The 25,406-nt window shown below is 62.8% G+C and carries 21 protein-coding genes and 1 tRNA gene; 6 read left to right on the plus strand and 16 right to left on the minus strand.

All coding sequences use genetic code 11. From position 1 onward, the window contains the following. Positions 1 to 4 precede the first annotated feature (4 nt). From JYP50_RS19150 to JYP50_RS19165, 4 genes are all read right to left on the minus strand, one after another. Positions 5 to 1,066: an efflux RND transporter periplasmic adaptor subunit gene (locus JYP50_RS19150; protein WP_206562177.1), complete on the minus strand. Its 1,062-nt coding sequence runs from the start codon at positions 1,064 to 1,066 to the stop codon at positions 5 to 7. A gap of 71 nt (positions 1,067 to 1,137) precedes the next feature. Continuing rightward, positions 1,138 to 4,242, minus strand: a complete 3,105-nt coding sequence (locus JYP50_RS19155; protein ID WP_206562178.1) for an efflux RND transporter permease subunit — start codon at positions 4,240 to 4,242, stop codon at positions 1,138 to 1,140. Between the two features lie 133 nt (positions 4,243 to 4,375). After that, positions 4,376 to 5,185 carry a LytR/AlgR family response regulator transcription factor gene (locus JYP50_RS19160; RefSeq protein WP_206562179.1) on the minus strand — a complete coding sequence of 270 codons (810 nt, stop codon included), beginning with the start codon at positions 5,183 to 5,185 and terminating at the stop codon, positions 4,376 to 4,378. Next, on the minus strand, positions 5,182 to 6,279 hold the full coding sequence (locus JYP50_RS19165; RefSeq protein ID WP_206562180.1) for a sensor histidine kinase: 1,098 nt from the start codon (positions 6,277 to 6,279) through the stop codon (positions 5,182 to 5,184). Before JYP50_RS19165 ends, JYP50_RS19160 begins: the two co-directional genes overlap by 4 nt. A 210-nt stretch (positions 6,280 to 6,489) precedes the next feature. Here JYP50_RS19165 and JYP50_RS19170 point away from each other — a divergent pair, with 210 nt between their 5' ends. Continuing rightward, positions 6,490 to 6,705, plus strand: a complete 216-nt coding sequence (locus tag JYP50_RS19170; RefSeq protein ID WP_206562181.1) for a DUF1653 domain-containing protein — start codon at positions 6,490 to 6,492, stop codon at positions 6,703 to 6,705. Here the strand turns inward: JYP50_RS19170 and JYP50_RS19175 are convergent. The 4 genes from JYP50_RS19175 to JYP50_RS19190 all read right to left on the minus strand — a co-directional run bounded on the left by JYP50_RS19175 (position 6,702) and on the right by JYP50_RS19190 (position 9,772). Then, positions 6,702 to 7,205: a GNAT family N-acetyltransferase gene (locus tag JYP50_RS19175; RefSeq protein WP_206562182.1), complete on the minus strand. Its 504-nt coding sequence runs from the start codon at positions 7,203 to 7,205 to the stop codon at positions 6,702 to 6,704. The two genes, JYP50_RS19170 and JYP50_RS19175, sit on opposite strands and share 4 nt — an antisense overlap. A gap of 23 nt (positions 7,206 to 7,228) precedes the next feature. Next, positions 7,229 to 7,501, minus strand: a complete 273-nt coding sequence (locus tag JYP50_RS19180) for a TMEM165/GDT1 family protein (protein WP_206562183.1) — start codon at positions 7,499 to 7,501, stop codon at positions 7,229 to 7,231. Between the two features lie 110 nt (positions 7,502 to 7,611). Then, complete coding sequence (locus tag JYP50_RS19185) at positions 7,612 to 8,037, minus strand: ion channel (protein ID WP_206562184.1); 426 nt, start codon at positions 8,035 to 8,037, stop codon at positions 7,612 to 7,614. A gap of 73 nt (positions 8,038 to 8,110) precedes the next feature. Then, entirely contained in the window at positions 8,111 to 9,772 is a 1,662-nt protein-coding gene (locus JYP50_RS19190; protein ID WP_206562185.1) for an aminotransferase class V-fold PLP-dependent enzyme, read from the minus strand. 155 nt (positions 9,773 to 9,927) lie between these two features. Here JYP50_RS19190 and JYP50_RS19195 point away from each other — a divergent pair, with 155 nt between their 5' ends. Further along, positions 9,928 to 10,377, plus strand: coding sequence for an Lrp/AsnC family transcriptional regulator (locus JYP50_RS19195; RefSeq protein WP_206562186.1), 450 nt, complete (start codon positions 9,928 to 9,930; stop codon positions 10,375 to 10,377). A 45-nt stretch (positions 10,378 to 10,422) separates the two neighbouring features. Here the strand turns inward: JYP50_RS19195 and JYP50_RS19200 are convergent, their stop codons facing one another. Together JYP50_RS19200 and JYP50_RS19205 are read right to left on the minus strand one after the other, a co-directional pair. Then, complete coding sequence (locus JYP50_RS19200; RefSeq protein ID WP_206562187.1) at positions 10,423 to 11,388, minus strand: M56 family metallopeptidase; 966 nt, start codon at positions 11,386 to 11,388, stop codon at positions 10,423 to 10,425. Continuing rightward, the gene (locus tag JYP50_RS19205) at positions 11,381 to 11,812 is read right to left on the minus strand and encodes a BlaI/MecI/CopY family transcriptional regulator (RefSeq protein WP_206562188.1); all 432 of its coding nucleotides are present in this window, start codon (positions 11,810 to 11,812) and stop codon (positions 11,381 to 11,383) included. The genes JYP50_RS19200 and JYP50_RS19205 overlap by 8 nt, the downstream gene beginning before the upstream one ends. Before the next feature lie 109 nt (positions 11,813 to 11,921). Between JYP50_RS19205 and JYP50_RS19210 the strand changes: the two genes are divergently transcribed. The 4 genes from JYP50_RS19210 to JYP50_RS19225 are packed head-to-tail and all read left to right on the plus strand — an operon-like array spanning position 11,922 to position 16,008. After that, positions 11,922 to 12,722 carry a HupE/UreJ family protein gene (locus JYP50_RS19210; protein ID WP_206562189.1) on the plus strand — a complete coding sequence of 267 codons (801 nt, stop codon included), beginning with the start codon at positions 11,922 to 11,924 and terminating at the stop codon, positions 12,720 to 12,722. 32 nt (positions 12,723 to 12,754) lie between these two features. Next, a complete protein-coding gene (locus tag JYP50_RS19215) occupies positions 12,755 to 14,803 on the plus strand; it encodes a TonB-dependent receptor (RefSeq protein WP_206562190.1) in 2,049 nt (682 codons plus the stop codon). A gap of 60 nt (positions 14,804 to 14,863) precedes the next feature. Then, positions 14,864 to 15,553, plus strand: a complete 690-nt coding sequence (locus JYP50_RS19220) for a DUF4198 domain-containing protein (protein WP_206562191.1) — start codon at positions 14,864 to 14,866, stop codon at positions 15,551 to 15,553. Beyond that, complete coding sequence (locus JYP50_RS19225; protein ID WP_206562192.1) at positions 15,553 to 16,008, plus strand: hypothetical protein; 456 nt, start codon at positions 15,553 to 15,555, stop codon at positions 16,006 to 16,008. The genes JYP50_RS19220 and JYP50_RS19225 overlap by 1 nt, the downstream gene beginning before the upstream one ends. A 618-nt stretch (positions 16,009 to 16,626) precedes the next feature. Here JYP50_RS19225 and JYP50_RS19230 read toward each other — a convergent pair. The 6 genes from JYP50_RS19230 to JYP50_RS19255 all read right to left on the minus strand — a co-directional run bounded on the left by JYP50_RS19230 (position 16,627) and on the right by JYP50_RS19255 (position 25,341). Next, positions 16,627 to 18,336, minus strand: a complete 1,710-nt coding sequence (locus JYP50_RS19230; RefSeq protein WP_206562193.1) for a tetratricopeptide repeat protein — start codon at positions 18,334 to 18,336, stop codon at positions 16,627 to 16,629. Between the two features lie 141 nt (positions 18,337 to 18,477). Continuing rightward, on the minus strand, positions 18,478 to 21,699 hold the full coding sequence (locus JYP50_RS19235) for a type I restriction endonuclease subunit R (RefSeq protein WP_206562194.1): 3,222 nt from the start codon (positions 21,697 to 21,699) through the stop codon (positions 18,478 to 18,480). 1 nt (position 21,700) lies between these two features. Beyond that, entirely contained in the window at positions 21,701 to 22,939 is a 1,239-nt protein-coding gene (locus JYP50_RS19240) for a restriction endonuclease subunit S (protein WP_206562195.1), read from the minus strand. Beyond that, positions 22,936 to 24,489, minus strand: coding sequence for a type I restriction-modification system subunit M (locus tag JYP50_RS19245; RefSeq protein ID WP_206562196.1), 1,554 nt, complete (start codon positions 24,487 to 24,489; stop codon positions 22,936 to 22,938). Before JYP50_RS19245 ends, JYP50_RS19240 begins: the two co-directional genes overlap by 4 nt. Before the next feature lie 40 nt (positions 24,490 to 24,529). Beyond that, on the minus strand, positions 24,530 to 25,039 hold the full coding sequence (locus JYP50_RS19250; protein ID WP_206562197.1) for a DUF4124 domain-containing protein: 510 nt from the start codon (positions 25,037 to 25,039) through the stop codon (positions 24,530 to 24,532). 226 nt (positions 25,040 to 25,265) lie between these two features. Next, positions 25,266 to 25,341, minus strand: a tRNA-Phe gene (locus JYP50_RS19255). Between the last annotated feature and the right edge of the window lie 65 nt (positions 25,342 to 25,406).

Here is a 25,406-nt window from a genome sequence, read left to right on the forward strand (position 1 = left end):
CCGCTCAGGGCGAGATCGCCAGGTGGTGCTGGATGACCCGCAGTGCCTGACCCTCTCGCAGGCGCTCGGCGCCGCGCACCACCACCGCGTCGCCGGGCTGTAATTCGCCCTCGATGGCGATGGATTCACCGCGCCCGGCGCCGGGGGTGACCACCACCTTGCGCGCGGTGTTGTCCTCGTTCACGGTGTACACGAAGACCTCGCCGTCGCGCAGCACCAGGGCGTCCCGGGGCACGCGCAGGGCGCTGTGTCGCACCGAGTCGGGCAACTCCACGGTCACCGCCTCGCCGATCAGCCAGGGGCTGGCGGCCAGCGCCAGGCGCAGCTCCATCATCCGCGAGCGGGTGTCACCCACTGGCACCAGGCCGCGGATACGCGCCATGTCGCGGACCTCGCCGGCTTCCACCTGCACGCTGTGGCCGGGCTGGTTGTGCCGCGCCAGGCGCAGCGGCGCGCTGACGCTGATCTCCAGGGTGTCGGTGTCCACCAGCCGCAGCAGGCTGGCGCCGGTGTTCAGGTATTCGCCCTCGTCGGCGCTGCGCGCGGCCACCACCCCGTCAAAGGGGGCGGCCACCCGGCTGCGCGACAGGTTGTAGCGGGTCCGCTCCAGGGCCACCTCGGCGATCTTGCGCTGCTGGCGCAGCATCTCCAGTTGCGAGCGCAGCTGGTCCAGCTCCGACTGGGCCATGTTGTTCTGTTCGGCGAGGCGCTCCAGGCGCTGTATATGGCGCTGGTGGTAGGCGATGTCCGCGTCCAGGCGGGCGATTTCCGCTGAGTTGTCGCGCTCCTCCAGCCGCAGCAGGTGGTCGTCGAGAATGGCCACCGGGTCGCCCTGGCCCACCCGCTCGCCCACCCGCGCCACCCACATCAGGCGGCCGCTGATCTCCGCGGAGATTTCCGCATCGCGGGTGCTGATCACGGTGCCCGGCAGGCGCACCACCGAGGCGGCCTCGCCCTCGCTGACGCTGGCCAGCTCCACCACCGCCTCCGGCGCCCCCGCCGCGTGGCTCCCCCCCGCGCCGCCCAGCAACAAAGCCAGCACGACACCCTGTAGGGCCGAATTCATTCGGCCAACTGAGGCGGACCGCCCCCCCCAAATTCGCATACCTTGCAAAACACTCATCACAAAACCTCTCATCAAGCCACCGATTTCAACGCGCGCGGCGGCGGCCCGTCGGTGGAACTCACCACCCGAGCCCCGGTCTCGCCCATGCGCAGGAAACAGGGCAGCAGGAACAGGGTGAACAGGGTGCTGACACACATGCCGCCGACGATCACCGCCGCCAGGCCGCGGTAGATCACGCTGCCGGCGCCGGGCATCAGCAGCAGCGGCAGCATGCCGAAAATACTGGTCAGGGTGCTCATGAAGATGGGCCGCAGGCGGGTCTGCAGGGCCTGCTCCACCGCGTGGTGGCGGCTGACACCCTCGCGCTCGGCGCTGCGGGTCTGGTGCACCAGCAGGATGGCGTTGTTCACCACCAGGCCCAGCAGGATCACGAAGCCGATCATGGTCAGCAAATCCAGGGGTTGGAAGCTCACCAGGTTCAGCAGGCGCATGGCGACGATGCCCCCCACCATGGCCAGGGGCATGGCCAGCACCACCAGCAGGCTGTCCTTCATCGAGCGGAACAGGGCCGCCATCAGCAGGAACAGCACCACCAGGGCCAGGGCGAAGTTGCTGCCCATGGACTTTATCGCGCGGGTCAGGGCGTTGGCGCTGCCGCCGTAGAGAATGCTGCCGTCGGCGGGCAGGGCGGCCTTGATTCCGGGCTCCACCTCGCCCTCGATGGTGGCCAGCACATGCTCCAGCGACATGTCCTCCGGCGGGCGCACGTCCAGGGTGATGGTGCGGCGGCTGTCGATGCGGCGCAGCTGGCTGGGGCCCACGGTGCGCTCGATATCGACCAGTTCCGACAGCGGCACCATGTCGCCATTGGGGGTGGCCATGGGCATGGAGGCGAGCTGTTCCGGCGAGTCCCAGGCCCGCGCCCGCAGGATCACGTCCATGCGCTTCTCGCCGTTGAAATACTCGCCCACGTAGAGCCCGTCACCCAGGGCGCGCACCAGGGTGCCCATGTCGGCGCGGGTCCAGCCGGCCTCGGCGATCTTGCGATCGTCCGGGCGCAGGCGCAGTTCAGGTTCGGCCTGTTGCAGGTTGGGGTTCACCCGCACCGTGGCCTCGGGCAGCGCCTCGCGCAGCAGTTCCTCGCCGCGGGCGGCGGCGTCGGCCAGGGCCTCGCGGTCCCGGGATTGCAGGTGCAGGGCCACCACCCGGTCGCCGCCGAAACCGCCGAACAGGTTGCCCTGGGAGGCGAAGTGCTGCAGGTCCGGCAGGTCGGCGAAAATCTCCTCGTTGATGATCTTCTCCAGTTCCTTCACCCGCGACTGGTCCACGACCCGGGCGCCCATGCCGCCGCCCTCGCCCCAGGTGAGGATGTAGTAGTTCTTTAGCGCCGGTTCCCGCTCGCCGCTCATGAAGGGCGCCATGCGCGCGTCCAGCACCTTCACGTACTCCTCGGCCACGGTGCGCTCGGAGATGCCGGGGGGGAACTGGAAGTAGGCGTCCACCGCGTCGCGTTTCACCGGCGGCAGGTAGTCCAGCTCCGGCAGCAGCAGGTAGCTGGTGCCGATGGGCACGCTGATCAACACCGCCGCCAGGGTCCAGCGCTTGCGCGGTGTGCTGGTCAGGCTCATGACCAGGTTGGTGATGCGCCGCCACAGGCCCTTGTTGTGGTCCTCGATGGCACCGCCGGGCAGCCACAGCTTGGCCGCCAGCGGCAGGATGCTCACCGCCACCAGCAGCGACACCACCACCGCGATGGCGATGGTGATGGCCAGGTCGCCGAACAGCTGGCCCTCCACCTCGCGCATGAAGATCACCGGCAGGAAGATGGCCACGGTGGTGGCGGTGGAGGCCAGCAGCGCGCCCCACACCTGGCCCGCCCCCTCCAGCGAGGCGGTGTCGGTGTCGCGGCCCTGCTCCCGCAGGCGCACGATGTTCTCCAGCACCACGATGGCGGCGTCCAGCACCATGCCCACGGCGAAGGCCAGCCCCGCCAGGGAGATCACGTTCAGGGTGCGGCCGGTGAGGTTCAGCACCACGAAGGTGGCCAGCAGCGACACCGGAATGGCGATGGCCACCACCAGGGTGGCGCGGAAGCGGCGCAGGAACCACCACAGGATGGCCACTGCCAGCACGATGCCCAGGGCGATGTTGCCGCCCACCAGGCCGATGGCGCGGTTGATGAACACCGAGGCGTCGAAACTCTGCGCCATCACCAGGCCGCGCTCCGCCACCGGCCCGGCGTTCAGCTCCTCCACCACTGCCTTTACCGCGTTCAGCGTCTGCAGGGCGTTGGCGCTGTTCTCCTTGTCGATGCGGATGGAAATGGCTGGGTTGCCGTTCTGGGTGTTGGTGAGCACGTGCTCGCCGCGGGTCACCGAGATCTCGGCGATGTCGCCCAGGCGTATCGGTCGGCCTTCGCGCCAGTCCAGCACGAAGGCCTCCAGCTCCGCCGGTTCGTAGCGCCCGGCGAAGCGCAGGGTGTACTGGCGCCGGCCGACGTCGACGAAACCGCCGCTGATATCGTTGGCGCGCCCCAGCAGGCCCGCCACCTCGGTGAGGGGGATACCCAGCTGCGCCGCCCGCTCCGGGTCGAACAGGATTTCCAGCTCCTGTTCGCCGCTGCTGTTGTTCTGCGAGGGGGACACCCGGGCCACGCCGGGCACCGCCTCGATGGCGGGGCGGATCACGTCCTCCACGAAGGGCATGTAGTCGTAGATCCTGCCCTCGGTGCCAGGCAGCAGCTGCAGGAAGAAAAAGGTCAGCGCCGGGGTGTCGCCATTGCCGCCGCCGAGCATGATTACCGGCTGGGTGGCGTCCCGGGGCAGGGGGTCGAGGCGGTTCATGCGCGAGATCACGTCCACCAGGGTGCGCTGCATGTCGGTTTCCAGGCCGAACTCCAGGTTGATCCAGGCGTTGCCGGCGTTGGCGTAGGCGCCCATTTCCTTGAGCCCGGGCAGGCCGCGCAATACCGACTCGATGGGCTCGATGATCTCCGACTCGATCTCCCGGGGCGAGGCCGCGCGCCAGCCGGTCTGGATACTGATGCGCGGGTTCTCGATGTCGGGGAACAGTTGCACCGGCAGCCGGGTGAGGCTCCAGGCGCCAAAGAACAGGATAACCGCCACCGCCACGGCGACTCCGGCGGGATTTTTCAGCGAGCTGGCTGTCAGGTTCACGTTGTTCCCCACCGTTTATGCTTGGAATCGGGTGAGGTTAAAAAATAGCAAGCGCCGCGACGTTTGTAAGGCAATGTGCGACAGGCTGGTGCGAGGGCGCGATGAACCGCGCCGTGTGTGGTGCGGGGCCGGTTCAGCCGCCGATCAGGTGCTTCACCTTGTCGCGGTAGCTGCGGCTCACCTTGAGCTGCTGGCCGCTGTCGAGGGTCAGCAGAAACTCCCCGTTGTTGAGCGTCTGGGCGCGGACGATGCCATTGGCGTTGACGATGGTGGAGCGGTGCACCCGCAGGAACTGCTCGGGATTGAGCAGGTCCTCGAGTTGCTTCATGGTGATGCGCATGATGTGGGTCTTGCCGCCGGCGTGGATGCACATGTAGTCGCCCGCCGCGTCCACCCACTGGATATCCGCCACGCGGATGAACTGGATGTCGCTGCCGTCCTTGATTGACAGTTTTTCGGGCCAGGATCTGGCCCGCAGCTCGCCCTCGGCCATTTGCTCCACCGAGCTGGCGCTGGCGCCGGTGATACCCATCACCAGCTCCAGCAGTTTTTCCTTGTCGCGGGCCGAGTCCTGCCGCTCGCGGTGGGTGAGTGCGCGCTGCACGGCCTCCTGCAGGCGCTCATCCTCCACCGGTTTGAGCACGTAGTCCACCGCGTGGATGCGAAAGGCGTCCACCGCGTATTCGTCGAAGGCGGTGACAAACACGATCATCGGCATGTTGTCGGATTGCAGCTGTTCGACCACGGCGAAGCCGTCCATGCCGGGCATCTGGATATCGAGGAACACCAGGTCGGGGGAGTGCTCGGCGATGGCCGCGAGGGCCTGCTCGCCGTTGTGGCACTCGGCCACGACCTCCACCTCGGGGAGCTTGGCCAGGCGCAACGACAGGCCGCGCCGGGCCAGGTTCTCGTCGTCGACAATGATGGTGCTGAGCGTATTCATGCGGCCTTCGTCTCCCGTTCCAGGGGTATGCGTATATTGATGGTCAGCCCGTGGGGCTCGGTGGTGCTGAGGCGGAAATTCTGGTCCTGGCCGTAGAGCTCCTTGAGGCGCTCGCGGCAGTTGGTCAGGCCCACCCCGCCGCCCTTGGGCAGGCGGCCGTTGCGCAGGTCCAGCCCCGGGCCGTCGTCCGCCACCGACAGCAGCAGGTCGCCGCCGAACACCTTGGCGTTGATGGCGATGGTGCCGCCGTTGATCGCATTGGCGATGGCGTATTTTATCGAATTCTCCACCAGCGGTTGCAGCAGCAGGCTGGGCATCAACGCGGTCTCGGCGTTGTCGTCCACATCGAAATGCAGCTGCAGGCGCTCCTCGAAGCGCACCTTCTCGATATCGAGGTACAGCCGCAGGGCGTCCATCTCCTGGGCCACGGTGACCTTCTGCATCGGGTCGTTGTCCAGGGAGTAGCGCAGGAAGCGGCTCAGGCGGGTGACCATGGTGTTGGCCAGGTCGTTGTTCTGGTCCAGGATCAGGGTCGAAATCGCGTTCAGGGTGTTGAACAGGAAGTGCGGGTTCAGCTGGTAGCGCAGCATCTTGAGCTGGGCCTGGTGGGCCATGCTCATCGCCTTCAGCCAGCGCTCCTTTTCCTCCTGGGATTGCAGGTAGTATTTGATGCCGAAGTACAGGGCGCTCCACACCAGCATCACCCAGAACGCGGAGATCGCGCCGTCGAAGTAGGAGTACCACTCCATGCCGTGCTGTTCGTAGGGCTTGCGCTGCTCCGGGAACACCCGGTAGAAAATCGCCCCGCGGCAGGCCATCCAGGCCAGGCCCGCCAGGTAGGAGCCGATGAAGATGGCCACCACCCGGCGCACGATGGGCATTTCCCACATGGCCCGGTACAGCGCCCGCAGGATCAGGGTGAAGCCCATGCCGATCAGGCTGATCAGCGGCAGGTACCAGTGGTAGTTCTCGCTCGGCACCTTGCCCCAGAACAGCACGCCCAGGTAGAAGGTAAAGGCCCAGCCGCTCCAGCCCACCGCTTGCAGGGTCCAGAACATGTAGCGTTTGTTGCTTGTCAGTTGATGTAGGAGCATGGGCTCATTATAGGGCTTCCAGGACTGTATTCGGCGCCATTGGTCGCAGTTCCACCGCATTTCAGCGCAGAATCCCGGCAATTTCCCATCTCGTCAACCCCGCGGGCTCTTGGCGGCGGGGCGTGAACCGCGGTGTCGGAAGGAAACCACGCGCCCTGGCCCGACGCCCGTATCCACGCTACCATCGCCGCCTCATCCAAGGAGGCACCGATGCACCCCGAACCCGGCCGCTATCGCCATTACAAGGGCAACGACTACATCGTGGAGGGCGTCGCCCGCCACTCCGAAACCGAAGAGCTGCTGGTGGTCTACCGCCCCTGCTACGGCGAGGGTGCGCTCTGGGTGCGGCCGCTGGCGATGTTCGTGGAGACGGTGGAGGTCGACGGCGAGCCGGTGCCGCGCTTCGCCCGCATCGGCGAGGCTTAGTTAGAGGTGCTGGGGGCGTCGTCAGCGGCGAAGTCCGCCAGGGCCTGTCCCGCCAGGCGGTAGCCGGTCCACTCGCTCTGCGGGCGGGCGCCGAAGGATTCGTAGAATTCGATGGCGGGGGTGTTCCAGTCCAGCACGTTCCACTCGAAGCGCCCGCAGTCCCTGTCCACCGCTATCCGCGCCAGGTGCTTCAGCAGGGCCTTGCCGGCGCCGCTGCCGCGGTGTTGCGGCGACACGTAGAGGTCCTCCAGGTACAGGCCGTAGCGGCCGGTCCAGGTGCTGTAATTGAAGAAATACAGGGCGAAGCCGGCGGGCTCGCCGTCCAGCTCGCAGATCACCGACCAGGCCCGGGGCTCGGCGCCGAACAGCGCGCGCTCGAAGTGGGCCTCGGTGGCCTCGACTTCGTGCAGGGCTTTCTCGTACTGAGCCAGCTCGCGTACAAAGTGCAGGATCAGCGGGGTGTCTTCCCGGGTGGCCGGGCGGATACTAATTGCGGACATTTGTTGTGCTGGCTCCGTTGTAATCAGGCCTGGTACAGGGTCCAGGCGCCAATAAGGATAAAACCGGTGCCAGCCACGTAGGCCAGTACCCTTTCGCTGATGTAGGCGGACAGCATGCTGCCCGCCAGTACGCCGATCGCCGAGGCGACGACCAGTGCCGCGGAGGCGGCGGCGAATACCGTCCACTTGCTCACTTCCTTGTCTGCCGCGAACAGCATGGTGGCGAGCTGGGTCTTGTCGCCGAGCTCGGCGATGAATACGGCGGCGAAGATGGTGAAGAAAATTTTCAATTCCACGTATCGGGTTCCTGTATGGGGCGCTCGGCGCCAATGACGGCGCGACATTGTATAGCACGATTTAGGGATGATCAGGCCGTGGGCCCGGAATAGTGGAAAAAGCCCGCGACTTACATATCCTCGTCTTCCCAGTATTTTTGCATCTCGATATACAGGAAGGAGGCGGTCCAGGTGATCAGCACCAGGCCGGTGAGGGACTCGATGCCGGTGAGGTAGCGCAGCGGCCCCTCGGGCGTAATATCGCCAAAGCCCAGGGTGGTGAACACCGTGAACGAGTAGTAGGCGCACTCCATCAGGCTGTAGGCGCTGCCGCCGGTCAGGCCGCCCCACTGGAACTCGTGCATCGCCACGTAGTACACCGCGCCGAAGATCCAGATCTCGATGGCGTGGGCCACCAGCGCGCCACCCACCCCGAGCACGATTTTGAAGCGCGGCCGCAGGCGCAGGCGCGGCAGGTAGCGCGAGAGCAGGTGCAGGTACTCGTAGTGGAAAATCACCACCGTGACCACCACCAGGGAGTTCACTAAAAATTCCACGGTTGTCGACTTGATCCGGAGTTCGCCCCCGCACTTTACCGCGAACGGGGCCGCTTTCCCATCCGGCCGGGGGCTAGCGCGCCGCCGCGAGCCGCTTTGCCGCCTCGCTGGGCAACAGGAACCAGCGCAGCGCCTCCACCTCCGGGCCGAATGCCCCGGGCGACAGCTCGGCGGCCGGCCGGGTTTTCAGCAGTTCGGCGGCGGCGGTTTCGAGGGTCGGCGCCAGCGCCGGGGCCCGTGGCAGGGCGTGGGCGGGAGCTCCGTCGGCGAAGTTCCAGCCGGTGAGGCCGGCGCCGGTCTGCTCCGCCGCGCCCCGGAACCGCCAGATGCCGTGGTCGGGACAGTAGTCGTAATAGGGCAGCAGGCGCCAGCCGTGTTCCGCCACCAGCTCGATGGCGTCCAGCAGGTAGGAGTATTCCGCCTCGCTGATGAAATAGTTGAAGCTCAGCCGCACCCAGCCCGGGCGCAGGATGCCCCGCCCGCGCTGAAGCTGGTGGTCAATGGCGTCGCTGAGCGCCTGGTCCAGTTGCAGCAGGCTGTGGCCGTAGGGTCCGGCGCAGGAACAGCCCCCCCGGGCCTGGATGCCGAACAGGTCGTTGAGCAGGGCCACCGCAAAGCCGTGGTGCAGGTCCCGGCCGCCGTGGCGGAAGCGCAGCGACAGGATGGCCAGCCGGTCGAGTGCCGGGTTGCCCAGGATCTCCAGCCGCGGGTTGGCCGACAGCCGTTTCAGGGCCCGCCGGACAAAGGACTGCTCCAGCGCCTCGATGCGCGCCGGCCCCACCTCGCGGCGCAGTTTGAACACCAGCCCGGCGCGGATCGACTCGACGATGCCCGGCGTGCCGCCCTCCTCGCGGCGCTCCCGGTCCTCGACATAGCGGTGACCGTCGGGGGATACCCAGGCCACGGTACCGCCGCCGCTCACCGCCGGAACGGGATCTTTTAGCAGCTGCGATTTGATCGCCAGCAGGCCCGGGGTGCCGGGGCCGCCGATGAACTTGTGCGGCGACAGGAATACCGCGTCCAGGGGCGTATCGCCGTTCATGTCGATATCGACATAGGGGCCCGCCGCGGCGTAGTCCCAGCACGCCAGGGCGCCGTGGTCGTGCAGCAGGGCGCTGATGCCCGCGACGTCGCTCTTGATGCCGGTAACGTTGGAGGCCGCTGAGAAGCTGCCCACGCGCAGCGGCCGCTCGCCGTGGCGAACCAGTTGCGCGGCCAGCGCGGCCTGGTCGATGCGCCCCTCGGGGTCCGCGGGGATGACCACCACCTCCGCCAGGCTCTCGCGCCAGGGCAGCTCGTTCGAGTGGTGTTCGTAGGGGCCGATGAAGACCACCGGGCGCTCGTCCCGGGGGATGCGCCGCAGCAACGCGTTGCGTTGGGCCTCGGAGGTGGGCAGGCGCAGGCCGAGGGCGTCCACCAGGCGATTGACGGCGGCGGTGGCGCCGCTGCCACAGAACAGCACGCTGTCCAGCGGTCCGGCGTTGAGCCCGCGGCGAACCTCCGCGCGCGCTTCCTCCCGCAGCCGGGTCGTAGCGGCGCCGGTGCGGGAGGCCTCGCTGTGGGTGTTGGCGTAGCTGGGCAGCACCGCCTCGCGGATGAAGTCCTCGATGAAATCCAGGGCGCGGCCGGAGGCGGTGTAGTCGGCGTAGACCAGCGGTTTGAGGCCGAAGGGGGTGGGTATGCCGCGGTCGGCGCCGATCACGGCGTTGCGGATCTTCTCTATCAGGGAATCCATGGTTCGGGGTCCGGCTAAAAAGTGGCATTATGGACCGCGATGCCCGATACATTGTCTCTATATCGCCAGTGAATTGCCTGAATATGGAAACATTTGTTCCGTTAATTTAGGATATAGAGAATAAACGTTCTTTTCCCACCTTGTGAGTGAGTACCATGGACCCTGTCGACCGGGCACTGCTGCGCGCCATGCAGCGAGACGCCTCCCTCTCCATTGCCGCCCTGGCGGATACGGTCAACATCTCCAAGTCGGCCTGCTGGCGCCGCGTGCAGCGCCTGGAGGAAGCCGGGGTGATACGCAGCCGGGTGACCCTGCTCAATCCGGAGCGGGTGGGGTTGTCGCTGACCGTGTTCATCTCGATTCGCACCAACCAACACAACGCGCGCTGGGCGCGGCAGTTCAACCGGGTGATGGAGGGCATTCCGGGGGTGCTGGAGGTCTATCGCACCGGGGGTGAGCTGGACTACCTTATCAAGGCGGTGGTGCGGGACATGCCGGATTACGACAGGCTGTATCACCAGCTGATCGAGGCGGACCTGTTCGATGTCTCGGCGAGTTTTGTCATGGAGCAGATCAAGCACACCACCGAACTGCCGCTGGACTGAGGCGTGCCCGCATTCTGGTCTTGAGGGCGATGCCGGCAGGCTGGCCTACAGGGTGATCCACTCGATCGCGGTATGGGCCGCGACCGACAGTCCGACCACCTGGCTGGCCGCCAGCAGCGAGATCATCAGCCAGCTGCCCACGGCCACGGCGCCAGCTTGCTGCGGCGAGCGTAATTTTTCCAGGCGTTGCAATAAAGCATCCGTGTCGCAGTCGCGCCCGGCCCTGGCTGTCGGTGCCGCGGCGCCGGTCGGCTCCGCCTGGCTTAGGCGCGCTATCGCCGAGGCGACCAGGTCCGCGCGATCGGCGCCCGCCGCCGCGACCTGGTCGCAGGCCGCTTCGGTCGCCTGCCGCAGGTCCCGCCACAGGCGCCGCCTTGCCCGCGGCGGCCAGAATACCGTGGCCCACTGCAGCAGGGCCGCGCGCAGGTTGTCGCGGCGCTGGAGGTGGGCCTGCTCGTGCAGCAGCACCGCCTGCAATTGCTCGCCATTCAGCGTGGCCAACAGTCCGCGCGAGATATAGACCTGGGGCCGCAGGATGCCCGCGCACCAGGCCAGCGGCCGTTCGCTATCCACCAGCCGCCAGTGGCGCCCCAGCCCGCGCCGGGAGAGGTGGCGCAGCAGCAGTAGCCGCCGGTGGTTCTGCAGCAGGTTGCGCTGGGCCAGGGCCAGGGCCACGGCCAGCACTACCGCGGTCAGCCCGATCAGGCCGATACCCGCCGGCGACGAGAGGCCGAACTCGGGCCGGTGCGCGGCGCAATTGGCGCCGTGACAGTGGCTGGGCATGAAGGCGGCGGCCAGCGCTGGCTGCAGTAGCATCAGTACGCTGAGGCTGGCCACGAGGACCGGTAATAGACCGTACAGCCAGATGAGCAGGGCGCGGCTTTCGGGGCCGACCGCCGGCGACAGGCGGTAAAACAGCGGGTAGAACAAGGCGGCGATCAGCGAGGCCAGTACGGTCACCAGCAGGCCGGCGGTCAGGGGTTCCACGACGGCGGCGAGCATTTCAATCATGCCGCTTGGAATCCTGAAGGTAGTCCATGAATCCCGACACCATGGAAGCGATGTCGCCGCCGGCGACCTCCTGGCTGATGTCGTGCAGCAGCGAGCTGATCAGCTCCTGGCGCTCCAGTAGCGGCCGGTAGAGGTAGGCCCGGGCCTGCTTGCGCCGGTCCACCAGCGATTTGCGACAGAGCCGCTCCAGGGTGCTTTGTATGGTACTGAGGGCCAGGGGCTTGCCCGGCATGCGCTCGAGCACCTGTTGGGCGCTCAGGGCGCCGTCCGCCGCGTCGGGCCTGCGATTCTCGGGTTCCTGGGCGAGCCACAGCGCGTGCAATACCGCCAGCTCGCGCTCGCCGAGTGCCGGTGTGCGTTGCGTCCGTCGCCCGGCGCCGAGCCGGCTCAGGTGCTTGTGAAGTGGCTTGGTGATTCCTGCCATGGCGGTATCTGCTGTCGGAAAACCGATCCCTTATCGAAGTTTGGCCGGCCGTGGAAGAATGACCGCCATCGATACTACAAAATGCCGCGGCGGAATTCTAATTAGCCACATGTTCCATCCCGTTCACCTGCTTTTGCGCGCTCCCGGGCGCCGCCTGCTCCCTTGGCTGGCGTTGTTGTTGGCGCTGCCCGCCCGGGCCCACGAGGTTCACGACCAGGCCCGCCAGCGCCTGGCGAACGGCGACTGGCTGGACTACGTCTGGACCGGCGCCGAACACATGCTCAGTGGCTACGACCACCTGCTGTTCCTGCTGGGGGTGGTGTTCTTTCTCGGCCGTTTTGTCGACATCCTCAAATTCATTACCGCCTTCACCCTGGGCCACACGCTGGTGCTGCTGGGGGCGACCCTGGCGGGTGTCGCGGTTGTACCCTATTACATCGATGCCTTTATCGCCATCACGGTCATGTACAAGGGCTTCGAGAACCTGGATGGCTTCCGTCGCTGCCTCGGTGTCCGCGCGCCCAACCTGCTGCTGATGGTGTTCCTGTTTGGCCTGGTTCACGGCCTCGGCCTGGCCACCCAGTTCCAGACCCTGGCCGGGCCGGGCGAGCCGGGGCTGGTCGGCAAGATCCTGTGGTTCAACCTGGGGGTGGAGCTGGGGCAGGTGGCCGCGCTGTGCGTGATGATCGTGGTGATTCGGGCCTGGCGCCGCACCACCGTGTGGATGCCCCTCAGCCGCGCCATCAACGGCCTGCTGATTATTATCGGTTTCATGTTGATGCTGTTCCAGCTGCACGGCCTGGCTCACAGCGAGGATCACGGCCCCGTCGCTGCCGGGCATGCCAGCGGCAACGGCGGGCAGGAAAACGGCTGGCACAGCCACGACGGCGGTCCGGCGCACCGGCACTGACCCCGAAAAAACAGATACAGGAGTCCTTAACCATGTCCGCTACTTACCGTTCAGGTGCGCCCCTGCTGGTGCTGGCCGCGCTCACCGCCAGTCCTCCGGGCCTGGCCGATGCGCCGGCCGGTGGTGCCGGTGCCCCGGACAGCGAACGCCTTCCCATCGCCGAAATCGTGGTCAAGGGGCAAATCATGGACCGGGCGGAGACGGCTTTCTCCGCCACCCGCTTCGACGCCACCGCGCTGCGCGAGCAGAAAATCTCCCAGCCGGAGCAGATATTCGACCAGGTGCCCGGCATGAGCATTCGCGACTACGGGCTGTCCGGCGTCGCCAACAGCTTCAGTATCCGCGGTTTCGGGGACGGCGGGCACGGCGGCGACCTCGGCGTGGTGATCGACGGCATCCCCCTCAACGAGGCCATGTCCCACGCCGACGGCTATGTGGACCTGAATGTGATCGTGCCCCTGGAAGTGGGCGGGATGACCGTGTTCAAGGGGCCGGTGTCCTCGCTCTACGGCAACTACAATCGCGGCGGCCTGGTGAAAGTGGATACCCGCAAGGGCGGCGACTACCGCGACCTCGATGTCAGCGGCGGTTCCGACGGTTTACTGGATATACAGGGCGCCGTCGGTCTCGAGCCGGCCCCTGGCCAGGCCCTCAACCTGGCCCTGCAGCACTACCAGAGCGACGGCTTCCGGCCGCGGTCGGATACCCGGCGCGACACCCTGTCCGGGCGCTGGGCCTTCCCGCTGGGCGCGGATACCCGGCTCGCGCTGTCCGGCCGCTGGCACGACGCCGACAGCGACAGCGCCTCCTACCTCACCGAGGCCGACTACCGCCGCGACCCCTACGGTATCAATGCCAACGTACAGAACGACGGCGCCGAGAAATCCTTTGCCACCCTGCGCGCCGACCTCAGCCACCAGCTCTCGTCCAATTTGCAATTGCTCGGCTTCCTCTACGGTACCGAGCAGGACTTTAGCCGCTGGTTCTCCCGGCCGGTGGGTGGCGGCCAGTGGCGCCAGCGCGAGGAGAGTTACGATCGCGAGGTCGCCGGCGCCGGTATCAGCCTCAACGGCCAGCACGAAGCGGGCGGCACTCCGCTCACCTGGGTGGCCGGGGTGGAAAGCTACCGCGAGGCCACCGACTACGTTTATTACGACGGTCTCGACCGGCGCCAGCGCACCGGCCCGGCGATCAACGACCGGCGCACCGAACTCGACAGCGTCTCCGCCTTTGCCGAGTTGCAGGCCGAATGGCACCCCTTGTTTCAGCCTTCCCTGGGGCTGCGCTACGACCGCTTCGACGGCGATTGCCGCAAGCAGGGACCGGAGACCGGGACCAGTCCCTGCAGCGAGTTGAACGACCTGGACAACCTCAGTCCGAAACTTGGCCTGCGCTCGGACTGGACCGACAACCTGGTGGCGCGCGCCAGCTGGTCGGAGGGTTTCGCCCTGCCCTCGGGCTGGATCAAGTACCAGAGCGAGGCGGCCAACCTGGATCCGGTCACCTTCCGCCAGCTCGAGGCGGGCATTACCTGGACGCCGATTGAGACCCTGGAGCTGGACCTGGCCCTGTTCGAGGTGGATTCCGATGGCGAGGTGCGCACGGTGGATACCGGCATTTATGAAAACTACGGCGAAACCGAGCGCCGCGGCCTCGAGGCCTCCGCGGCCTGGCAACCGCACCCGAGCCTGTCCCTGAGCGCTGTGTACGGCGTCAACGACTCGGAAGTGTTGAAAAATGCCGACCCCGGTCTCGTCGGCAAGGAAGTGGGGGGCGTGTCCGATTACTCCGCCACCCTGCAGGCGGGCTGGGCCTTCCTGCCCGACTGGCGGGTAAACCTGATCTGGCGCGCCGTCGGCGGCTACGCCCTGAACGCCGACAACAGCGCCTACGCCGACAGCTACGACGTGGTGGACCTGGAACTCGACTGGCGTATCAACCCCCGGACGAACCTGTACGCCCGCGTGGACAACCTGGCGGACGAGGAGTACGCCCCGACCCGCTTCATGTTCGGCGGCGAAAACCTGTTTGCCACCGGCGCGCCGCGACAGCTGCGCCTGGGCCTGCAAATCAGCCTGTAGATGGAGATCGACATGAACCGCCAATCCAACAGCGTCCCGCCCCTGCGCCGAGCATGGTTGATGACGGCCGCACTCCTGGCCCCGGCCCTGGGCCAGGCGCACACCGCGTGGCTCGAACCGGTGGCTGGCGAGCCGCGACATTACGAGGTTCTGTTCGGCGGCCACGCCGACCAACTGGAGACCTACGACAGCGCCAAGATCGTGTCGATCGACGCCTACGATGCCGCGGGGCGGCCCCTCGACGTCCTGCGCCGGGACGCCCCCGGTCCCGGCGAAGGCAACACGGTGCTCACCCTGGCGCCGGACACCGCCCTGGTCGCCATCCACTTCGACAACGGCATCTGGGCCCGCGACCCGATGGGGCGAAGCGTCAATCGGCCCTTGAACGAGGTCCCCGGCGCCAGCAGGGCGACCAACGCCATCAAGTACCACAAGACCATTGTGCAGTGGTCCCCGGTTGTGACCCTCGAACTGGGGCAGCGCTTCGAGGTCATTCCCCTCAGCGAGAGCCAGCCCCGCGCCGGCGAGCCGATGCGGGTCAAAGTCCTGCTGGATGGCAAAGCCCTCCCCGGCGTGAAGCTGGGCCAGGGGGAGGCGGGCGATGCCGGCGAGACCGATGCCGAGGGCATCGCCACCTTCGTCCCGCAGCCCGGCTTCAACCGGCTGTGGGCCGGCAAGCGCTTCGCCGTTGACGAGCCCGGCTATACCGAACTGAGCTACGAGTACCTGCTCGGCTTCGAGGCCCGCTAATGCCCTGCGGCCTGTCTGCTGCTTTGCCGCGCCTGCTGCTGCCGGCGCTGGCACTGCTGTTCTCTCTGTGGCAGCCGCACGCCGCGGCCCACGGCATGCACCTGCAGGCCCGGCCCGCGAGCACCCATGACGGCTGGGTGATCCAGGGCCGGCTCAGCTACTCGGACGACAGCGCCGCGGCGGGCAACTACATTCGCGTGGAGAACCTCGACCAACCCGACTTCCCGCCACTGGCCCTGCAAACCGGCCCCGCCGGCGCCTTCCAGCTGCCGGTTCTGGCCGGCCATCGCTACCGCGTCACCGCCCAGGGCGAGGAGGGCCACACCACCGCGATGGAAGTGCTGGTAACCCCACCGGAAGCCGCCGCCGACGACAATGGCTGGCCGATCTACCTCGTTATCGCCGCCTTCCTGCTGGCCTCACTGATCCCCGCGCATTTCCTGCGCAAACCATAGGGGACGGATACGAATGGCATTTACATAAGTCAAAAACAGGCTATTTTGCGCCCTGTAGGGTCGAATTTATTCGACCAAAAGAGGTGCTCATGGCATCAACGGCCGAATAAATTCGGCCCTACAACGGTTAAGTCAGTGAGAGTGCTGACCCATAAAAAAGCCCCGTCATCAGACGAGGCTTCTTAATAAATATGGTGCCCGGAGACGTATCACCATAACGGTTATATCTAATTGTAATTTCTAGATATTTCTACTAATAGAGCTATTTTGTGCCCCCAAAAGTGCCCCGTATCGGCCTAGGTTGGCCGGTCAGTATTCAGCAACCTTCTAGTTAGCCGAGCCGTAATGTGGGGCTGCGAGAGTTAGTCGTCTTAAGGGGAATGGCTTGCGGGGCCAAGCGACTGAATAGTTGAGACGCTGTAGCAGTTTTGCTGTTCTAGAAATCGCTTTAGGCCCGAAGTTTCTTTTTATAATCAGTAACTTAATAGAGTGAATTAGCCATCATTGCTAGGGCGCAACATGTCTATTCTCCTTAGGTGGGTTGGGTTTGCTGAAGCTTTACATAAAAGTAGGGGCGCAATCAGTAAATGTCAATCGTTTATTGGCCTTATGAGAACTTCATCCAGGTTCGATTTGTTCCAGAAGCCTGCGGGCATCTTGGGCAATTTCGAGCGCTTCGCGGCTGTCTACCCCATCAAGCTTGCCAGCGAGGACAAGATTGATAATTCGATTTGCTATTTGAGTTGCAGACTCCATCCGTCCCAGAAGGAACATGCCTTGGGCTAGTGTGTCTAGCCGGCTTACATTTTCTAATTGATCAATATTTTGGTTTTCTTCGAGGAAGGTCATGTGCGATCGGCCAGCCTCTAACACAGGGTCTATGTCCATTATCTCGCTGCAGTACTTTAATTTATCGCAGCTGTAATAGAGCAAATTATTGTGTGCTTGTAATAGGGCGCTTTCTTCGTTCGTTTTTAGGGCAGGAAGTGTTGCTTCGTAGGCTGCTGAGAGAAATTCCAACTTCTCTTCGGCTGTTTCGGCTCGTTCAGATTTTTCCCAATGGCTGTAGCCCAGCATGCCTGGTAAGCGTGCCAGAATATGTTTGTAATCAAGTTCAGGTAACTCATCTCCTCCGACAGAGCCGCTTTCTTCGTATTCAGTGGTTTGCAACCAAGCTAGATTGAAGTGCTCAATAGCTTCGTCGATGTCTCCTAGCTTGCTATAAGCTTGAGCTAGCCGGTGTTTTGCTAGGGGGTGATTCGGGAACTGTGTAACAATTTCTCTATAAATATCTCTCGCCCGGTAAGCTTCATCCGTCTCGCCAGTTGACAGCAAGCAAATGGCTTCGTTCATCTTTGAGTAATAGTAGAAAAGACACTCAGAATCAGAGCGCTCTTTTGCTAGTGATCCAAAATATTCAGCTGCAGCGTAAAGTCTTTCAGAGTCGCCACTTTCAATAGATGCTGTTTTGATTTTTCGTGCTTCCACATACCCTTCTATTAGATTCCCATCAATTTTGAGATCTATAAACCGTTGTATTGTTTCATCATCTGCCTCTATCGAAATTACATTTCCGGCAGCTGTTGGTTTGGCTAGGTCTTCAATTGCCTCTTTGTGGATTACATCAGCATAGTCAGCGCATGCGTCAGAAAATTGCTTTAGTACTTTCAAGTGAGCGAGTACGGATGCCGGGTTGTGTATAGGTTCGCCTTCATGCTTTCCAGTCCGAATTACATAGCCATACTTATGATCAATTTCTCCCCATGCATCCTCAAAGACAGTCCTAACCTGAATTTCTAGAGGTATTAGGTAGCTATTTTCTAGCCGCGGTAGATCAATCTCTTTATTCAGTCGAGCAACGATATGTATACTCGAATAGCCCTCTTTTGAATTTTTTTCTTCAAGCTTTTCCGCCGCGATAGGATTCTCCTGAATGACTTTGCGTATTTTTTCAAAGAGTGGATCGCTGGCTGTATTTCCTTTGAAGAGAATTATTTCTTCCAATCCACCGGCGAAGAAAGGATTAGGATTTAAAGGGTTGGAGTGATCGATAAGGGATAGTATTTCTGAAACTATAGCGGGCATTTCATGCCGAAAGAGTGAGACAAAGCGTACCCCTACCACATCGGTGATGTGGTGTATCTCATAGTCAGGTCTCTCTTTTACTTTAATAGACTTTTTGTGGATCAACTTGGAGTTAGGTTTTACGCGAGATTTGTACGCATAGCACATGGATGGCAAATTTGTCAGTGCAAGCGCTGAAAGCAAGTCTACAATTGCAGCATTTGCCCCTAACTCAATCCTCCCCGCGGCGAGTTCGTCTTCCATGTCCTGCTGTGATGCTGGGCCTATCACTATCAACTTCCTTATATATCATAGGGTCCCTATCTGGGACTGATATTAAAATTATATACCTAGCGGGGTATGCCTCGGTATTAGCGTACGATTTTTAGTAGTGAAACCTGATTCCTAGGAAGCGAGTTTATCTGCCAGTAGCTCTGCTTGTTTTAAAATAGTTGCTGTTGCTGAAGCTTCCTTATCAGGCGGATATCCATATTTCCTTAAAATTCGCTTTATCATTACTTTCATTCTAGATCGAACTGTCTCTTTTACCGTCCAGTCTATGGTCGCATTCTTCCGTACCTGCTCTACAAGATCATGGGCAATCTCCCGCAGCTTCTCATCCCCAAGAATAGCGACGGCGCTATCGTTGACCTCCAGGGCATCGTAGAAGGCCAGTTCATCTTCGGTCAGTCCAAGCTCCTCTCCTCGCTTGTCAGCCGCGGTGATTTCCCGCGCCATGTCGATCAGCTCCTGAATGATCTCAGCCGCGGTCAGGAGGTTGTTCTGGTACCGGTTGATGGCGCCATCCAGCATCTCGGATAGCTTCCGGCTCTGGGTCATGTTCCGGCTCGAGCGGGTGCGGATCTCATCGTTCAGGATTTTCTTGAGCAGCTCCAGCGCTAGGTTCTTGTGTTGCATCCCCTGGATTTCAGCCATGAACTCGTCGGACAGTATGGAGATATCTGGCTTCTTGATACCGGCAGCGTCGAATACGTCCACGACCTGGTCCGATACAACTGCCTCGTCAATCAACTGTCGGATGGCGGTGTCGATCTCTTCCTTGCTGCGGCCATTCCCGGGCTCAAACTTTGCCAGCCGAGCCTTCACGGCCTGGAAGAAGGCCAACTCGTCCTTGATGGCCATGGCGGCCTCGTCGGGGGCCACGAGGGCAAAGGCTTTGCCCAGCAGGGTGACTTCCCGGGTGAAGCGGTTCTTGCCGTCCTCCAGCCCCAGGACGTACTCCTCGGCCTCCAGAATCAGGCTCAGCTTGGTCGAGGTGTCCGCGGTGAAATAGCGGCGGTAGTCGAACCCGGCCAGTATCTGGTCCACCACCTCGAATTTCTCCTGCATGGCCGCGATGGCCTCGCAGATGTCCAGGGTGGGCTTACCCTTGCCGCCACCCTCGGTGTAGGTGGCCAGGGCGCGCTTGAGGTCCGAGGCGATGCCGATGTAGTCCACCACCAGCCCGCCGGGCTTGTCCTTGTACACGCGGTTCACGCGGGCGATGGCCTGCATCAGGTTGTGGCCCTGCATGGGCTTGTCCACGTACAGGGTGTGGAGGCAGGGGGCGTCGAAGCCGGTGAGCCACATGTCACGCACGATCACCAGCTTGAGCGGGTCGGCCGGGTCTTTGAGGCGCTCGCCAATGGCCTTGCGGGCAGCCTTGTTGCGGATATGCGGCTGCATGGCCTGGGGGTCGGAGCTGGAGCCGGTCATGATGACCTTGATGGCGCCCTTGGTGTCGTCCTCGTCGTGCCAGTCGGGGCGCAGGGCGACGATGGCGTTGTATAGGGTCACGCAAATGCGGCGGCTCATGGCGACTATCAGCGCCTTGCCGTCGAAGATTTCCTGCCGTCCCTCGAAGTGGGCCACCAGGTCCTGGGCCACGTTGTCGATGCGGCTCTGATGGCCGACGATGGCCTCCAGGCGGGTCCACTTCGCCTTGGCCTTGGTGCCCAGTTGCTCGAGGTCTTCCTCACCGCCACCGTAGCCTGCGGCTTCCTCCATGATCTGGTCGAACTCCTCGTCCAGGTGCTCGCGTTGCTCCTCGCGTATCTGCACCTTGGCCAGGCGGCTTTCGTAGTAGATTTTGACGGTGGCGCCGTCTTCCACGGCCTGTGAGATGTCGTAGACGTCGATATAGTCCCCGAACACGGCGGGGGTGTTCTTGTCGTCCAGCTCTACCGGTGTGCCGGTAAAGCCGATGAAGGTGGCGTTGGGCAGGGCGTCGCGGATGTACTTGGCGAAGCCGTAGGCGGTCTTCTTGCCGATGACCTGGCCGGACTCGTCGCGGATGTCCACTTCCCGGGCCGAGAAGCCGTACTGGCTGCGGTGGGCCTCGTCGGCGATGACCACGATGTTGCGCCGGTCGGAGAGCAGCGGGAACAGGGCCTCGCCCTCCCGGGGGCCGAACTTCTGCAGGGTGGTGAAGATGATGCCCCCGGAGGCGACCCGCAGCTTGTCGCGCAGGTCCTCGCGCCCCTCGGCCTGCACCGGCTCCTGACGCAGGAGCTGGCGGCTCGCGGCAAAAGTGTCGAACAGCTGGTCGTCCAGGTCGTTGCGGTCGGTGAGGACCACGATGGTGGGGTTGTCCAGTTCCAGCACCAGCCTGCCAGCGTAGAACACCATGGAAAGGGACTTGCCGCTGCCCTGGGTGTGCCACACCACCCCCGCCTTGCGGCTGCCCTCGGTATCCGCGGCGTGCAGGGTGGAGGTGACGGCTTTGCCCACGGCGTAGAACTGGTGGTAGGCGGCGATCATCTTGACCGTTTCCACTGTGGTCAGGCCGGTGTCCGGGTCTTCCTTGCTGGAGCGGGCGAACACGGTGAAGTGGCGGATCAGCTCTAGCAGGGTGGCCGGGGTCAGCGCCGCGCCGATGAGCGTCTCCAGTTGAGGCGTGTACTTACCCGCCTCAGATTCGCTTTCCGTAGTCTTCCAGGCCATAAAGCGGCTGAAACCGGCAGAGAGGGAGCCCATGCGGGCCTTGTGCCCGTCCGAGACCACCAGCAGGCCGTTATAGGTGAACAGGCCGGGGATGGCGTTCTTGTAGGTCTGGAGTTGCTCGAAGGCGGAGCGGATGGTCGCGTTCTCGTTGGCGGCGTTTTTCAGCTCCAGCACCGCCAGCGGCAGCCCGTTGACGAACAGGATCAGGTCCGGGCGCTTGTTGGTGTTGTTCTCGACGATGGTGAACTGGTTGACCACCAGGTAATCGTTGAGGTCGGGCTTGTCGGTCGCTCCCGGCGTCCTGCCTCCCGCGACACTCGCACTTCCCTGTGCGTCGAAGTCCACCAGCCAGACCTTGTCGCCCCGGGTCTCGCCGTCGTGCTGGTAGGTGACCTCCACCCCGTCAGTGAGCAGGCGGTGGAAGACTTCGTTGGCGGCCAGCAGCTCGGGGGCGTGGGTGCCAAGCGCCTCCTTTACAGCCTGTTCGCGGGCCTCTGCGGGAATGTCGGGGTTGATGCGGGCCACAGCGGCACGCAGGCGCTCGACCAGCACCACATCGGCGTATGAGGTCCGCTCGGGGTTCTCGCCATCGTGGGCGATGTCCGGGCCGTGGCGGTAGTCGTAACCCAGCTCAACGAGACGCTCGATGGCGAGTTGTTCGATGGCGTCTTCGTTGAGCGTCATGTCAGGATACCCGTAGTTCGCCGGACATGAGTTTGGGGAGAAGGGTGTCGCGGACTGATGCCAGAGTTTTGCTTGCTTCGAGGTTCATGGCTTGTTTTTGAATCGACGAAAGTGCCGCTTCGTTGAACTTGCATATCAACTGCCCCGGTGGAATTGGAATCTCGATACTCAACAAGTCTGCAGGGTTGATACGCTGGTGACTTCCACTGGTGCCGGAGACGCGGTTAACCATCTCAGACCTGACGTACGGAGATTTCAGTAGGCATAACACAAATGAATACGAGCTTTCCTTCGGTACAAACACTTGAAATTCGGTCGAACAAATTGAGTTCGGGCCAGGCAGCCCGAGGACAGCCCAGATTCTTGGAAAACGTGGATTGAGCTTTGATACGAGGATCGAGTTTTCTTCGACTCTATACTTGTTGCTCTGAATCGTACCCCCCAACTCAATCTTTGCATCACGATCTGCATCGAAATTTGGGATGCTGAAGTGGTTGAACTCTGTATCGGGTTCAGACGCAGGGTTTATGCTTTTTTTCTTATGCGCCACAAAGTCGCCAATACAGCCAATTTTCCACCCCACCGGAATCTCCCCCAGCTCAGAGGGCTGCATGGCGCCGCCGCTGGATTTGTAGGGTCGGCCGTTTTCGTCGGGGAACTCGAAGTCCACGAACCAGTGCTTGAATAGCGCCTGGGCGATGGCTTCCAGGATGCGGTTCTGCTTACGGTTGAGTTCGATTTTTTCGTCGAGGGAGGAGAGAGTATTCGCGATTGATTGCTGCTCTTTAAACGGTGGCAGCGGAATTAGAACTTTTTTTAGTTCGCTGGATTTAATCCCTGAAACTGTACTGCCTGATGACCTGCCGGTAAGGCGGTGTTGCATGGTCTTGCTCTGAAGCGAATATCGCAGGAAGGTATTATCGAGTACTCCTGATTTTCCCCTTAAGGTGATTATACGCTGAGCTAGCGCCACTTTCTTGTCCGTGGAAATTTGAGCGACTTCCCCGAGAGGTGCCTCGGTCGTCAAAACTACATCACCATTTTCTGGCAGTCCTCGACGCATCCACGCATCATAATCCGCTTCAGCGATAAATTCCTGAGGCTCCTGAATAAAGCCACCCTTAACTATCTTCGCAGTTATCAGTGGTATTCCAGAAGAAGTCTTAGTTGGGGTTTTCCCTCGATAGTCGATAAATTTCTCTACAACTTCCTCAAGTGGGCGCTCCTCTGCAAGACTCATGTTCGACAACCCACATTTGCCAAGTTCTCACGAATGCGCATATCGAGTGCTTGGCCCTGAGCCATCTGCTCTTCCAATTCGGAAGTCAGCTTTGCCATCTTCTCCTCAAACGGCACCCCGTCATCGTCCTCATCGGGAATTCCAACATACCGCCCCGGTGTCAGCACATGGTTGTGCTTCAGCACTTCCTCCAGTGAGGCGGCCTTGCAGAATCCCTTCTCGTCCTCGTACCCGCCGTCTTTGTTACGCCAGGCGTGGTAGGTGTCCGCGATGCGAGCGATGTCCTCGTCGGCGAAGTCCCGATTCCGGCGGGTAATCATCTCGCCCATATTGCGAGCGTCGATAAACAGCACCTCATCCTCCCGCTTGCGGAAGTTGTGGTTCTTGCGGTCCCGGGAGATAAACCACAGGCAAGCCGGTATGCCGGTGTTGTAAAACAACTTGTCCGGTAGGGCCACGATGCAGTCCACCAGTTTGGCTTCGACGATGGCCCTGCGGATGTCACCCTCGCCGCCGGAGTTGGAGGACAGTGAGCCGTTGGCCAGCACCAGCCCCAGCGTCCCGGTAGGGGATAGGTGATAGATCATGTGCTGCATCCAGGCAAAGTTGGCGTTGCCGGTGGGCGGCACACCGTACTGCCAGCGGGGGTCGTCGCGCAGCAGCTCACCGGACCAGTCGGAGTCGTTGAAGGGAGGGTTGGCGATTATGAACTCGGCCTTCATGTCCTTGTGGGCATCGTTGAGGAAGCTGCCCTCGCCGTTCCAGCGCACGTTGGAGCCGTCGATGCCGCGGATGGCCAGGTTCATGCGGCACAGGCGGTAGGTGGTTTGGTTGGACTCCTGGCCGTAGATGGAGATGTCGTCGATGCGCCCCTGGTGGGCCTCCACCAGCTTCTCGGCCTGCACGAACATGCCTCCGGAACCGCAGCAAGGGTCGTACACGCGCCCCTTGTAGGGCTCCAGCATGTTCACCAGCAGCTTAACGATGCTGACGGGGGTGTAGAACTGGCCGCCCTTCTTGCCCTCGGCGGCGGCGAACTCGCCCAGGAAGTATTCGTACACGCGCCCCAGCAGGTCTTGGCTTCTGGCCTTGGCGTCACCCAGGGCGATGGTGGCGATCAGGTCGATCAGGGCGCCCAGGCTGGCCTTGTCGAGGTTCTGGCGGGCGTACTGTTTGGGCAGCACCCCCTTGAGGGTGGGGTTCTCTTTCTCGATCGCGTCCATGGCCTCATCTACGTCTTTACCAATCTCGGGGAGCTTGGCGCGGGCCTGCAGATGGCTCCAACGGGCGTTGGCGGGGACGAAGAACACCCGCTCGGCGCGGTACTCGTCCGGGTCTTCGGGGTCCGCCCCCTCGTACTCACCTTCACCTGCGGCCAGCTTGGCGTGCAGCTCCTCAAAGGCGTCGGAGATGTACTTGAGGAAGATCAGGCCGAGTACAATGTGCTTGTACTCGGCGGCGTCCATGTTCTTGCGCAGCTTGTCTGCGCTTTTCCAGAGGGTTTTCTCCAGCGGCTCCACGGCCTTCTCGGCCTTGGGTTTTCTCGCCATGGGTGGTGGTCCTTAGACGTTCTTGGGCAAAGCCGGTAGCTTAAAGACTTTCGGCAACCCGGTCAGCTTTCTCCTGCAGGCGGTCAATTTTTCGCCGCTCGGAGTCGATCTTGGACTGGTACTGATGGTTGATGGCCTGCATTTCCGAGGAGATGCTCTCCTCCCAGGTGGCACCGGCCAGGTTGTTGTTGGCGTAGCGTTTTTTGTTCTTGAGGGCGGCGATTTTTCGGTCGCGTTCTGCCTCGAGGCTCTCAATCCGGTCTTCGCGTCGGTCGATCTCACGCCGGGCTTCTCGCAGCGTGTTGGAGGCTTCTATCTTGTCCCAGGTGGATGGGCCATCAGCGGGCGCTGTAGGGACTCCTGGGGCGGCTGCTGTGGTTCCTCCTGTGTGCTGAGGGCCTGACACCGAGCTGGTCTCGGCATCGTCGCCACAGGGGCGCTGGCTGAAGATGGGTTGGCCCCATTTATCCTTGCACTTGTAGAACTGGGTTTGGGCGGACGCAGTGCTGGCCAGGGTGGCGAGCAGTATCAGGGCGAATCCATGCCTCATGTGTCATTCTCCGGAATTTCCCAGCCGGAAATGGTGGCTAGATGAGCGCAACGACGCAACGTCGGGTAGGTAAAACTGTGAACTGGATGGCTTTTGGGCGCCGTTGGTTACGGATGGATGCCCGTCCCCCGTTAATGGGGTAGAGCCGGCCGGCGTCCCGGGGCCGACACACGGTGTCGGCCCACAAAAAAGCCCCGTCACGGACGAGGCTTCTTCTTAATAAAGATGGTGCCCGGAGACAGAATCGAACTGCCGACACGGGGATTTTCAATCCCCTGCTCTACCAACTGAGCTATCCGGGCGGAGGTTGCGCTGGGCGCGAGGGGGCGTATTAAACCCGCCAGCGCGGGCTGAGTCAAGGGCTGGC

Origin of the sequence: Parahaliea mediterranea (assembly GCF_017255185.1) — a bacterium.
GTDB lineage: Bacteria > Pseudomonadota > Gammaproteobacteria > Pseudomonadales > Halieaceae > JAFKCZ01.

Excerpts from the sequence above, each read along its gene's own strand:
- JYP50_RS19195 (WP_206562186.1), top strand. The coding sequence starts at position 9,928 with ATGGACCCTGTCGACCGGGCACTGCTGCGCGCCATGCAGCGAGACGCC.
- JYP50_RS19160 (WP_206562179.1), bottom strand. The coding sequence starts at position 5,185 with ATGAATACGCTCAGCACCATCATTGTCGACGACGAGAACCTGGCCCGG.
- JYP50_RS19240 (WP_206562195.1), bottom strand. The coding sequence starts at position 22,939 with ATGAGTCTTGCAGAGGAGCGCCCACTTGAGGAAGTTGTAGAGAAATTT.
- JYP50_RS19165 (WP_206562180.1), bottom strand. The coding sequence starts at position 6,279 with ATGCTCCTACATCAACTGACAAGCAACAAACGCTACATGTTCTGGACC.
- JYP50_RS19190 (WP_206562185.1), bottom strand. The coding sequence starts at position 9,772 with ATGGATTCCCTGATAGAGAAGATCCGCAACGCCGTGATCGGCGCCGAC.
- JYP50_RS19220 (WP_206562191.1), top strand. The coding sequence starts at position 14,864 with ATGACGGCCGCACTCCTGGCCCCGGCCCTGGGCCAGGCGCACACCGCG.
- JYP50_RS19175 (WP_206562182.1), bottom strand. The coding sequence starts at position 7,205 with ATGTCCGCAATTAGTATCCGCCCGGCCACCCGGGAAGACACCCCGCTG.
- JYP50_RS19170 (WP_206562181.1), top strand. The coding sequence starts at position 6,490 with ATGCACCCCGAACCCGGCCGCTATCGCCATTACAAGGGCAACGACTAC.
- JYP50_RS19250 (WP_206562197.1), bottom strand. The coding sequence starts at position 25,039 with ATGAGGCATGGATTCGCCCTGATACTGCTCGCCACCCTGGCCAGCACT.
- JYP50_RS19200 (WP_206562187.1), bottom strand. The coding sequence starts at position 11,388 with ATGATTGAAATGCTCGCCGCCGTCGTGGAACCCCTGACCGCCGGCCTG.
- JYP50_RS19205 (WP_206562188.1), bottom strand. The coding sequence starts at position 11,812 with ATGGCAGGAATCACCAAGCCACTTCACAAGCACCTGAGCCGGCTCGGC.
- JYP50_RS19230 (WP_206562193.1), bottom strand. The coding sequence starts at position 18,336 with ATGGAAGACGAACTCGCCGCGGGGAGGATTGAGTTAGGGGCAAATGCT.
- JYP50_RS19245 (WP_206562196.1), bottom strand. The coding sequence starts at position 24,489 with ATGGCGAGAAAACCCAAGGCCGAGAAGGCCGTGGAGCCGCTGGAGAAA.
- JYP50_RS19215 (WP_206562190.1), top strand. The coding sequence starts at position 12,755 with ATGTCCGCTACTTACCGTTCAGGTGCGCCCCTGCTGGTGCTGGCCGCG.
- JYP50_RS19210 (WP_206562189.1), top strand. The coding sequence starts at position 11,922 with ATGTTCCATCCCGTTCACCTGCTTTTGCGCGCTCCCGGGCGCCGCCTG.
- JYP50_RS19235 (WP_206562194.1), bottom strand. The coding sequence starts at position 21,699 with ATGACGCTCAACGAAGACGCCATCGAACAACTCGCCATCGAGCGTCTC.
- JYP50_RS19225 (WP_206562192.1), top strand. The coding sequence starts at position 15,553 with ATGCCCTGCGGCCTGTCTGCTGCTTTGCCGCGCCTGCTGCTGCCGGCG.
- JYP50_RS19150 (WP_206562177.1), bottom strand. The coding sequence starts at position 1,066 with ATGAATTCGGCCCTACAGGGTGTCGTGCTGGCTTTGTTGCTGGGCGGC.